Source organism: Paenibacillus doosanensis (assembly GCF_025060755.1).
Taxonomy (GTDB): Bacteria; Bacillota; Bacilli; order Paenibacillales; family NBRC-103111; genus Paenibacillus_S; species Paenibacillus_S doosanensis.
This window is the reverse complement of sequence record NZ_JANYUY010000013.1, coordinates 11,776-23,405: the sequence shown is the minus strand read 5'-3', so window position 1 is coordinate 23,405 and position 11,630 is coordinate 11,776. Positions and strand designations below refer to the sequence as shown.

Below are 11,630 nucleotides of genomic sequence, written 5' to 3'. Positions count from 1 at the left end.
TTTTGGTACTTTTATCGCTTAGCTTCTTTTGCGGCCTTCGGGTCTTTTCTAAATTGCAGAGGCGTAACCCCTGTCACTTTTTTGAACACCTTCGTAAAGTAGCTCTGATCGTTAAAATTGAGCCTCGCACAAATATCGGACAAGGAATATTCCGTTAACGTCAGCAGCTTTTTGGCTTCCTCAATGCGTTTCATTTGAATATATTCGCTCACGGCCAGTCCGGTTTCTTGTTTAAACAGCTTCGACACATAACCCGGACTCCGATCCGCCCACCGGGACAGCTCCCGCAGCGAAATGCCCTCGTACAAGTGCATAAAGATGTAATGCTTGCATCGGGCTATCGTGCTTGAGACATGATCTTCCCGGTTCTCCTTCACTTTGGCGGCGAAATCGAGCAATGCCTCCTGCAGCGCGTTCCGAACTTCCCTGGCGCCCGTCAGCTCCTCGATATGCTGAATGTACAAATCGCTCATCGTATAGGCGACCTCCGGTTGAAGGCCTCCTTCCATCGCCGCCCGGGTAGCAAGCGCAATCGCGGCTATGCTTAAATTTTTCTCGTTTCGGACGTAGCTTTTTTTCGCCAAAATGCCGAGCCCTTCCTCGGTCAAGATGCTGGAAAATTCAACCATAAGCTCATCGGTGCGGCCGTCCTTAATCAACTGCAGCATCCGTTTTTCGAAAATCGTGTCGTGATGAAACGTCCTGTTGAACAAACGATGCGACACATGCAAATCGATGTTCCCGGCCAGCGCCGCCCGCATTTGCAGCGCATGATTCACCCGCACGATGTCGGCGGTATCTACCTTGCGGCCGTACACGAAATAATAAATAAGCGCTCCCGCATGAAGCAGCTTCATTCTGCTCATCACGGCAATCCGCCGATAATGCTGCCGTAAGGAGTCGGCATCCGGCCAGCCGTAATCCTGCATCAATCCGTTGATGACATCCTCCGGCACGGGAGCGGTTAGAATCGGCCCGGCCATAAGGCTGCCCGCATATTCGTCCTTGTCCGTCAACCGGACTTCGATATAATGCTCCAGCGTCCCGGTCTCCCGCAGTAAAGGCGCTTCCGCCGAGCCTCCGCCGGCGGTCAAGCTGCCGAGAAGCTCTTCATGCTTGCCGCGAAACATCGGATTCGCCTGTCCCTGCCCGTAAGCGAGCTCGATTCGAGGGCTCGGACTTAGATAATAAACGGGAAACTCGAAATTATCGTTCAATAGGCTGCAAACGTTAGAAAGCTTGTTCATATCCCATAGCGGTTCCATTCGGTTTACCTCGACCTTCGGTCCGTCGTTGTCATGGCCTTTCCCCCGCATTTTAACATAAGCGTCTCCGTTCTGTACACGGCCCCGGCCCGAGGCTTGGCGGTTCGTTAAAGGCTTATGTCTATTGAGCCGATGATGCCGGTGATACGTCCACACCCGCTTCTCCTTAGCGAATAACATAGCATAAATAAATCAATTCGATTCCATATGTTTCCGTATCGGATAGTAAACGTAAGCGGGGGGTGCACTTCAATTGAAAATTGTCATTATGGCCGGCGGAAAAGGAACGCGCATTTGGCCGCGCAGCGCGGATGATTTGCCCAAGCAATTTCTGCCTTTCCTGTCGGAACAGTCTTTGATCCAAGAAACCGTAGATCGTTTCCGCGGCTTTGTGCCTTCATCCCGCCTGTTTATCGCCCTGCCGCAGCGCTATTTGCCGATAGCTAGGCAGCAGCTTCCGGACATCCCGCCGCATATGCTGATCGTCGAGCCGGAGCAGAAGGATACCGCCGCCTGCGTTGCGTTGGCCGCTTTCCGGTTTCTACAAGCCGGAGACGACGAACCCGTTGCCTTCATCCCTTCCGACCAGTATGTAGGGGACAAGGAGGCGCTGCTAACGTCATTGACGGCGGCGGAGAAAACCGCCATGACGCTTGACGCGATCGTCACGCTTGGCATCATGCCGACCAGACCCGATAGCAGCTACGGCTATCTGCTCACTTCTGCAGCAGCGGCGGCGGATGCAGTTCCGGCTGAAACGCGCCAAGTCGCCCGGTTTGTGGAGAAGCCTTCCGCGGAACGGGCCCGGGAATTGATCTCCGATCCGAACGTGTACTGGAACAGCGGGATTATCGTCGCTCGCCCTGCGACGCTGAGGCGCTCCATCGAACTGCACGAACCGGCAATCTGGGACTGTCTGACCCTCCATCCGCATGATCCTGCTGCCGCTTATGCCGGCATGCCGAAGCTGTCCATCGATCACGCCGTGATGGAACGAGCGGAGAAGATCTACTGCATTCCGGTTGAATGCGGCTGGGACGATGTCGGTTCCTGGACCTCACTGCCGCGCCATACGGCGCTTGACAACGACGGTAACGCGATCCGGGGCGACGCCGAACTCATCCGCTCGGCCGGCAATATCGTCTACGTAGAGGGGGGGCCCGCCCTTATTATCGGGGTCAACGATCTGATCGTGGCCTCTACCTCCAGCGGGTTGCTCATATGTCCCAAATCCGAGGAGCCTCGGCTGAAGAGCTGGTTGTCCTCCCGTAAATAAACACAAAGGAGTGCATTTATTTGTCCGCAAACCGTGACATAAAAATAGACATCGTCATTCCCGCCATCCCTAAAGATCTGGCCACGCTTCCCTATGTGATCGACAGCGTCCGCAAGCATGTGAAGCATCCCATCGGAAACATCTTCGTCGTTTCGCCGGACAGTCCCCGAATCAAGGATGTATGCCGGCGCAAACACTGCCGCTTCGTGCATGAGAACAGCGTACTGCCGCTGCGAAAAGATCAGATTGCCTACCGGTCCAAACGTTGGGAAAGATCCGGCTGGCTGTATCAACAGCTGCTTAAGCTCGGAAGCAGTTCAGTGACGGAGCAGCGCTACTATCTGGTTATCGATGCCGATACCGTCATGATCCGGCCGCATCGGTTCCGGGTCGGCGGAAAGTCCGTATTTTACTGCCGAGGCTGGAGCCAGCCTGAATATTTCGCTTCCTACCGGAGGCTGCTCGGCAAGAAAGCCCCCCGCCCCCGTTCGTTCGTAGCCCACTATATGATGTTCGATAAAGTGAAGCTGCAATCGCTCAAAAATACCATTCAGAGCAGGCACGGTACCGCATGGTACAAAGCGATTTTAAAATCCGTCGACCGCACCAAGCAGTTTGGCTTTTCCGAATTCGAGACCTACGGCAACTACGTCTATACGAACGAGTCGAATCGCGTGCGCATGCTGCCCGCGCTGAACAAAAGCCTGTCCTCTTCCCCTTCGGCCCTTTCCAAGGCCAAACTCGGGCGGCTTGCGTCCCGCTACCGCTCGCTTTCGTTTCACAAGCGAAAGGGATATTCGCTGCGGCTGCCGAAACGGCGTTCATAACGGGCATACAGGACAAGGACCGCTTCCTCCCGAGCGGTCCTTGCTTCGCTTACATACGATTGAAATCCGTTATTTACATACCGGCAACCGCGCAGGCATGTCGTCCATTACGAGCGTACCCGGTCGCTTTGCACGGCCGGAGGCTCGAAAGTTTTGAAAATCGATACAAATATTGACAGTGCTGCTTAACCAAGGTATTATGTTTTTACATCACAGACATGAATGCGTTTTCAATACAAGTTTCACCTAATCCTTTGGCCCCCGTTATAGGGGAAATGCAGCGGCTGGCTTGGTTGACAAATGCGGTTATTTCCTATGGTCTGCAATAAAGGAGGTGAGTGTCGATTAAATTAACTGAAAATTCAGATAAATAAAACAATTCTTATCGGCAATGTCAAATTTAAGGGAGTGAGCCTATGCCAAAGAAAGAGTGCGTAGCGATGCTGCTCGCGGGCGGCGAGGGAAAAAGACTCGGTCATCTGACCACAAATCTGGCGAAACCTGCCGTTCCCTTCGGCGGCAAGTACCGCATTATCGATTTTTCATTAAGCAATTGCAGCAACTCAGGGATTGATACGGTTGGAGTCCTGACGCAGTATCAGCCGACAGTACTGAATGCGTATATCGGCATCGGAAGCTGCTGGGATTTGGATCGCAAAAACGGAGGCGTCACCGTGCTCCCCCCGTTCATGGAGCAAAAAGGCGGCAGCTGGTATAAAGGAACGGCCCATGCCATTTACCAAAACATTCATTTTCTCGAGCAATATAATCCCGAGTACGTGCTGGTCATATCCGGCGATCACATCTATAAAATGAATTATGCCATGATGCTGCAGCGTCACAAGGAAACGAAAGCGGACGCCACCATTGCGGTATTGGAAGTGCCGATGAAGGAGGCAAGCCGGTTCGGCATCACGAGAGTGGACGAAAACGGCCTGATCACCGAGTTTGAGGAAAAGCCTCAACAGCCGAAAAGCAATCTTGCTTCCATGGGAATATATATTTTTTCCTGGGATGTTCTGAAGCAGTACTTAATCTCCGACGAGCAAAATCCCGCTTCCCATAACGATTTCGGCAAAGACATCATCCCTTCGATGCTGGACGACGGTTTGCGGATTTTCGCCTACCGGTTCAACGGATACTGGAAAGACGTCGGAACCGTCAACAGCCTGTGGGAAGCGCATATGGATCTCTTATCGGAAAATGCTCCGTTTTCGCTTCACGATCACAAGTGGCGGATTTACGCCCAAAACCCGCACCAGCCTCCGCAATATATCGCATCCGCCGCCAAAGTCACCCGCACTTTGGTCAATGAAGGCTGCACGGTTTACGGGAATGTCGATCATTCCGTCCTGTTTTACGGCGTTCATGTCGGCAAAGGCAGCATCATCAAAGACTCGGTCATCATGCCCCATACACGAATCGGGGAAAATGTCACGATCCATCGATCTATCATCGGCTCGGGCACCGTCATCGAAGACGGCGCGCATGTCGGAGACCCGGATGATTCGACCCCTATTACTTTAATCGGAGAGAACATGATCGTTACCTCTTATGAAGACCAGGGGAAGGAGTGTTTCAATTGAACAATGTGTTAGGAGTCATCAATCTAAGCATCAATCAGCCTCTCTTGCATGAGCTTACCTACTCGCGCGCAACGGCGACCGTCCCGTTCGGAGGCCGATACCGACTGATTGATTTTGTGTTATCGAACCTGGTGAATTCGGGAATTAGCAATGTGGCCGTTCTCGCCCACAATAGTTACCGGTCTATCAACGACCATCTCGGCTCGGGAAAAGAATGGGATTTGGATCGCAGACACCGGGGACTTTTCATTTTGCCTTCCAACAATCAATTTCCCGGTTTTAACGGCGACTTGCAAAATTTTTACAGCTCCCTCGACTATTTTGCCTACAGCAGCGAGGAATTCGTCGTCGTCTCAAGCAGCCATATGCTCTGCAACATCAACTATGCCGATGCGGTGGAGAGCCATCAAAGGACCGGTGCGGACATCACCGTCATTTACAAGGAAATGAATGAGGGCAGCGAGGATTTCACCAACCTGATTACGGTGGATTTGGCCGAAGACGGCCGGGTCCAACGCATGACGGAGAACCAAACGGCGGCTCGAAGCAATAAAGTATATATGCGAATGATCGTGATCAAAAAAGACCTTCTCGTCGATTTGGTCAAACAAAGCGTTCACCATAATTACTACGATCTGGTGCGTCATGTCATCATCCGCAATCTGGACACGTTAAAAGTTTACGGCTACGAGTACAAAGGGTATTTGGCCATTATCAATTCCGTGCAAAATTATTACAAGTACAGCAAGGAACTGCTGAAACCGGAAGTATGGAAATCGCTTTTTCTCCAGCCGGGATTGATTTACACCAAAGTCAAGGACGAACCGCCGGCCATCTATACCGCAGACGCTTCCGCAACCAATTCGCTGATAGCGAACGGATGCATCATTGAGGGAACCGTGGAAAACAGCATTTTATTTCGGGGGGTGAAAATCGCCAAAGGAGCGGTTGTCAAAAACAGCATCCTGATGCAGAAATGCGTCGTCGAACCTCATACATATTTGGATCACGTCATTCTCGATAAAGAAGTGCATGTGACAAGCGGGAACCGGCTCGAAGGCGATGAGATGTCGCCCACGGTTTTCTCAAAAAAGAGCATCATATAAACTTGATATAGCAAAGGAACGTGGAGAAATGCCCAGACCATTAGTGATCGGCAACGGAAAAATCTTGATCAACTTTGACGACAAGCTGCGCTTAAGAGACCTCTATTACCCGTTCGTAGGGCAGCTCAATCATGTAGGCGGTCATTTTTGCAAAATGGGCGTATGGGCAAGCGGGTTGTTTAACTGGCTGGACGAAGATGTATGGCAGCGCCGGCTGCGTTATCGCCCCGAGTCTCTGGTCACCGATATTTTTGCCAACAACGACAGGCTGCGGGTGGAGGTGCGGATCGCAGACGGCATCCATCAGCGGGACAACATTTATTTAAAGAAAGTGTCCGTCCGAAACCGGCATTCGGAAGCTCGCGAGGTCCGTCTGTTTTTCCATCATGACTTTACAATCAATGAAACGGAAGTCGGCGACACCGCCGTGTACGATCCCAGACTGAACGCTGTGTACCATTATAAGCGAAACGTATACATTCTGGCGAACGGTAAAACGCCCGAACAAGGAATTTATCAATACAGCATCGGCATCAAACGGTTCAACCATGCCGAAGGAACGTGGAGAGACGCCGAGGATGGAGTGCTTGGCGGCAATGCCATTGCTCAAGGGTCGGTGGATAGCACGATCTCCTTCCGGCTGCTGCTTCAGCCTGACGAAGAGCAGACGATGTATTACTGGCTGTGCGTGGGCGAGAAGTATTCGGAGGTACGCAAGCTGAACCATTACGTCGTAGAGAACGATGCGGAGCAATTATTGAAGCGGGTTGAAGTATACTGGCAAGGCTGGGTCAACAAGGAGCGGCAAGATTTCGCCGATCTTCCATCGGAAGTGATCGACCTGTACAAAAAAAGCTTGCTGATCGTCAAAACGCAAATGGACCGGCAAGGCGCCATTATCGCCGCCAACGATACCGATATTTTGCAGTTTAACCGCGATCACTACAGCTACATGTGGCCGCGTGACGGCGCTCTTGTCGCTCTGGCCATGTCGATGGCCGGTTATGACGGAACCGTAGCCAGCTTCTACAAATTTTGCAGCGACGTATTAACCAAAGACGGGTATTTGCTGCACAAGTATAACCCGGACGGCTCTACGGGTTCAAGCTGGCATCCTTTTATTTACAGCGGGGAGCTGCAGCTGCCGATCCAGGAGGATGAAACCGCCCTTGTTTTATATTCGTTATGGGAATTTTATACGAAAAGCGGGCAAATCGAGTACTGCCAGGAGCTGTACGCCTCCTTGATCCGCCCGGCTGCAAGCTTCATGCAAAAATATGTTCATCACGAGCTTAACCTGCCTTTGCCCAGCTATGATTTATGGGAAGAGCGCTGCGGCATCTTCACCTTCACTTGTTCAGCCGTATTCGCCGGGTTGCAGGCGGCGGCCCATTTTGCCAAATTATTCGGAGATGAGAAGCGCTATACGCGGTATCATACGTCGGCCAATCAAATCAAGGAAGCGATGCTGCGCCATTTGTACGACGAAGCGTCCGGACGCTTTTTGCGGGGAATATACGTACGGAATAACGGTGAAATAGAAAAAGATTACACTGTGGAAAGCAGCATGTATTCGCTCTTCGCCTTCGGAGTGCTTCCCGCCGACGACCCGAGAGTTATCCGCACGATGGAGGCGATTCAGCAAAAGTTATGTGTACGCACAAACGTGGGCGGATATGCCCGTTATGAAGGAGATTATTATTTTAAAATTTCCGACGATCTTGAGCAAATTCCCGGCAACCCGTGGCTCATCAGCACGCTTTGGATAGCGGAATGGAACATCGCCAAGGCGCAGTCGCTTCACGATCTGAGGGAACCGTTAGCAACGCTGCTTTGGGTTTGTCAACAAGCGATGGAGAGCGGCGTGCTCCCCGAACAGATCCACCCGTTATCAGGAGAACCTCTTTCGGTAGCCCCCCTAACTTGGTCTCATTCCACGTTGGTGATGACCGTGGTCAAATATACGGAAAAATATCGCCAGCTGCAGCACGTTCAGGAAACATTATACGCTTCAGGCGGAACGGCCATATAAAAATAACGATGTACAAGGAGCTGGTTTGAATGAGCGGTCCAACAAACGCTCGGGAAAGGTTCGAGCTGTGGTTGAACGATCCGGCTATGGATGCGGCAACCCGCTCCGAGCTGCTATCTATTTCCGAACGGCCCGGCGAAATCGAAGATCGTTTTTATTGCGATTTGGAGTTCGGTACCGGAGGAATTCGCGGAATCGTCGGAGCGGGGACCAACCGGATGAATGCCTATACTGTGGCGCGCGTTACGCAAGGGCTCGCCCGGTTTCTATTGAAATCCGGAACTCCCCCGCTATCGGCCGTCATCGCCTACGACTCGCGTAACCAATCGCCCGAGTTTGCATTGGAAACGGCATCCGTCTTGGCCGGCAACGGGATCAAAGCCTATGTGTTCGATTCCCTTCGTCCCACGCCGGAGCTGTCGTACGCCGTCCGGCATTTGAATGCCGATGCGGGCGTAGTGATTACCGCGAGCCATAATCCGCCGGAATATAACGGCTACAAGGTCTATGGACAAGACGGCGGCCAACTGGTCCCCGATCAAGCGGATCAAGTGATTGAAGAAATTCGCGGAGTCCGATCGTTCTCGGATATCCATAGATGCTCGCGCCTTGATGCGGAAGAAAGCGGTCTGCTGGAGTGGATCGGTCAGGAACTGGATCGCGCCTATATTCAAGAAGTATCCTCCGTGAGCCTTCATTCCGAGCTGATCCGAAGCGCCTGCAGAGATTTCCGCATTGTTTATACCCCTCTGCACGGCGCCGGAAATCGGTTAGTGCGGGCCGCCCTTTCCGCCGTTGGCTTCGAGCAGGTACAGGTCGTTCCCGAACAGGAACATCCCGATGCCAACTTCTCAACGGTCAAGTCGCCGAACCCCGAAGAAAAGGAGGCTTTTGCGCTTGCCATTCGTAAAGCGGAAGCTGCAGAGGCCGATATCATCATCGGCACCGATCCCGATTGCGATCGTATGGGCGCCGTAGTGAAACATGCAAACGGCGATTACTGCGTCCTTACCGGAAACCAGACCGGCGCCATCATGATCCATTATTTATTATCCAATTTAAAAGAACGCGGGCAGCTTCCCCGCAACGGCGTTATCGTCAAATCCATCGTCACGAGCGAACTAGGCACCGCTATCGCCGGAGCTTACGGCATCAAGGTCGTCAATACGCTGACAGGGTTCAAATACATCGGCGAAAAAATGACTCAATATGAACGCTCGGGAACCGACCGTTTTTTATTCGGGTATGAGGAAAGCTACGGGTTCCTGGCCGGCACCTATGCCCGGGACAAGGACGCCGTTGTCGCGTCCATGCTCATATGCGAAGCGGCGGCTTATTACAAGCTTCAAGGCAAAACGCTGCATGATGTGCTGCAGGAGCTTTATGAACGTCACGGATATTTCCTTGAAAAGCTCGAATCCCGTACTTTGAAGGGGAAAGACGGAGTGGAACAAATCCGGCGAATCATGACCGACTGGCGTTCCGCTCCGCCGCAAAGGCTGAACGGGCTGCGCGTCGATAAGATCGAAGATTTTGCGCAAGGCCTGTACGGATTGCCTGCAGAAAATGTGCTGAAATATACATTGGAGGACGATTCTTGGTTCTGCCTTCGTCCCTCGGGTACGGAACCGAAGCTGAAAGTTTATTTCGCCGTTCGCGGTCAGACGGACGCATTGGCCGCCGCTTCCGTCGACCGGCTTGCCCATGCCGTGATGAAACAAATCGATTAATCCCGTTCCGAATCGTTCAAAACAACGAGCCTGGCCATTCGCGCCAGGCTCGTTCCCCCTCTGAATCAGAATCAGAGGGATCGTGCTGCGGTGTCACCGATGAACATAACTTAAGTAGGATGTGTTTAAGCGCTGCTCAAGGATGACTCTATTTCTACATGAGGTCAATATTGGAGGTGGCGTATGATAACCGTTTACACGAAAGCCGCTGAGCTCCCCTGCACCCTGGGCGTCCATATGGTTGAGGGCGTCGACTTCGTCATAGTGTATCAGGTTTATCAGGAGTATCTCCTTGCCATGCAAATTGCCGGAAACATCGGCGGGGAAGTCATTCAAGTCGCCGACGGGACGATTGTCGTCATGACGCCGAATGGAACCGTAAGCGGTTCGAAGCAGCAGTAAGATCCCGGCTTCCATTCCATTCCTTGCGACGATATACCGAATGTCATCCGCTATGCCGCAGCAGCCGCCGCAATGAATCTTCCCCGCTGACAGGCTTCATCCCCTGGACAGCTCCTCCCAACTATCCGCCTTCTGTTGCCTAAGCCTAAGCTTATGCGTAATTTTATGCATGGTTTACTTCACCGCTCTCCGACAGGTTCGAACAAACCCTATCTCTACCCTGTTCTTTGGCTCGATAGAGCGCTTTATCCGCTTCCTTGGCCAACTTCTCATGGCTTGTATCCGGATAGGTTGCAACGCCGATCGAAACCGTAATATGGATCTTCTCTCCATCGTTTAACACAAACAAATGATTTTTGACGGTAACTCTTATTCTCTCCGCAATGCGCAGCGCGTCCTTGTTCGGCGTGTCGTACATCAATACGGAAAACTCTTCTCCGCCCAGCCTTGATATCGTATCGTCCGAACGGGAGGATGCTTTCAAAATCGCGCCCAACTGCACCAGCACTGCATCCCCGTTCGCATGACCATATGAATCGTTGACTTTCTTGAAATAGTCGACGTCAATGATAGCTATCGACAAACTAGCCCCTTTTTCCACAGCTTGTCTTTGTTTTTGATGATAGATCGAATCGAACATACGATGATTATGCAGCCCCGTGAGGAAATCCACACTGGACTCAAGTTCCAATCGATGAACATGCGTTCTCACTTTCATTTGCAGCTCCGTGAAGTAGGCGGTAACGGCCCCGCCGAACACCATCATCGGGAAATAAATAAGGGCAAGATCATTTCTGCTGCCGACAAGCTTACCGCTATAAAAAAAACCTGTCAGCAGAACACTGAGCAGCAGCGAGTATATCCATTTGGGCCAATAGCCTTTAACCTTTTCGCAAATCATTCCGACGCCTGCAGCGATGAAAATAATATTTATGGCGGCAGGCTCGGATGGTGCGATCAAGGAACCGAAGGCAATTAATTTTACGGCAAACATCATAACTCCAGTAATCAGCGAGGATGCCAGTCCGCCGTACACCCCCGATAAGATGACCGCAAGCTGCCTAAAATCAAGTGTAGCTCCATGAACATGCACAGTAAAAATCATCAGCACGATACCGAGTATCCCGTGCATAAATCCTATTTTGAACTTGGTGAACAGTGAAGATGCGGTTTCAACAGCGCTTTTCTTGAGCAAAAATCGGTTTGTCAATAACAGGTAAGCGGTGACAGTAGCGAAATTAGCCATTAGTGGAGGAACCGTTTCAACGAAGCTCATTTACTCTCACCCTTTTTTGTAGTTTGGTTGTCTCGGGATACGATCCTCCAGAGTTTTTATATATTCAAATTCGGGATAAGAGAATTGTTTCCTGCTTGCAGGTCGAGCATAATTACCATAAAAATAGCAA

9 protein-coding genes are annotated in these 11,630 nt (G+C 51.6%); 7 read left to right on the top strand and 2 right to left on the bottom strand.

Features of this window, described 5'->3' with window-relative positions; genetic code table 11:
* Positions 1-11 precede the first annotated feature (11 nt).
* Positions 12-1,421 (bottom strand): helix-turn-helix domain-containing protein, encoded by a 1,410-nt coding sequence (locus N0M98_RS11820; RefSeq protein ID WP_259617976.1) that lies wholly within the window; start codon positions 1,419-1,421, stop codon positions 12-14.
* A gap of 97 nt (positions 1,422-1,518) precedes the next feature.
* Here N0M98_RS11820 and N0M98_RS11815 point away from each other — a divergent pair, with 97 nt between their 5' ends.
* From N0M98_RS11815 to N0M98_RS11785, 7 genes are all read left to right on the top strand, one after another.
* Positions 1,519-2,541 carry a mannose-1-phosphate guanylyltransferase gene (locus tag N0M98_RS11815; protein ID WP_259617975.1) on the top strand — a complete coding sequence of 341 codons (1,023 nt, stop codon included), beginning with the start codon at positions 1,519-1,521 and terminating at the stop codon, positions 2,539-2,541.
* A gap of 20 nt (positions 2,542-2,561) precedes the next feature.
* Positions 2,562-3,368: a DUF6492 family protein gene (locus tag N0M98_RS11810; protein WP_249861811.1), complete on the top strand. Its 807-nt coding sequence runs from the start codon at positions 2,562-2,564 to the stop codon at positions 3,366-3,368.
* A 416-nt stretch (positions 3,369-3,784) separates the two neighbouring features.
* The gene (locus N0M98_RS11805; protein WP_259617974.1) at positions 3,785-4,954 is read left to right on the top strand and encodes a glucose-1-phosphate adenylyltransferase; all 1,170 of its coding nucleotides are present in this window, start codon (positions 3,785-3,787) and stop codon (positions 4,952-4,954) included.
* The gene (gene glgD, locus N0M98_RS11800; RefSeq protein ID WP_375295475.1) at positions 4,942-6,060 is read left to right on the top strand and encodes a glucose-1-phosphate adenylyltransferase subunit GlgD; all 1,119 of its coding nucleotides are present in this window, start codon (positions 4,942-4,944) and stop codon (positions 6,058-6,060) included. Before N0M98_RS11805 ends, glgD begins: the two co-directional genes overlap by 13 nt.
* A 28-nt stretch (positions 6,061-6,088) precedes the next feature.
* Positions 6,089-8,092 carry a glycoside hydrolase family 15 protein gene (locus N0M98_RS11795; RefSeq protein ID WP_259617973.1) on the top strand — a complete coding sequence of 668 codons (2,004 nt, stop codon included), beginning with the start codon at positions 6,089-6,091 and terminating at the stop codon, positions 8,090-8,092.
* A 29-nt stretch (positions 8,093-8,121) separates the two neighbouring features.
* A complete protein-coding gene (locus tag N0M98_RS11790; protein WP_259617972.1) occupies positions 8,122-9,822 on the top strand; it encodes a phospho-sugar mutase in 1,701 nt (566 codons plus the stop codon).
* 183 nt (positions 9,823-10,005) lie between these two features.
* Positions 10,006-10,224, top strand: coding sequence for a hypothetical protein (locus N0M98_RS11785; RefSeq protein ID WP_259617971.1), 219 nt, complete (start codon positions 10,006-10,008; stop codon positions 10,222-10,224).
* Positions 10,225-10,387: 163 nt separating this feature from the next.
* Here the strand turns inward: N0M98_RS11785 and N0M98_RS11780 are convergent, their stop codons facing one another.
* Positions 10,388-11,500, bottom strand: coding sequence for a GGDEF domain-containing protein (locus N0M98_RS11780; protein WP_259617970.1), 1,113 nt, complete (start codon positions 11,498-11,500; stop codon positions 10,388-10,390).
* Positions 11,501-11,630 lie beyond the last annotated feature (130 nt).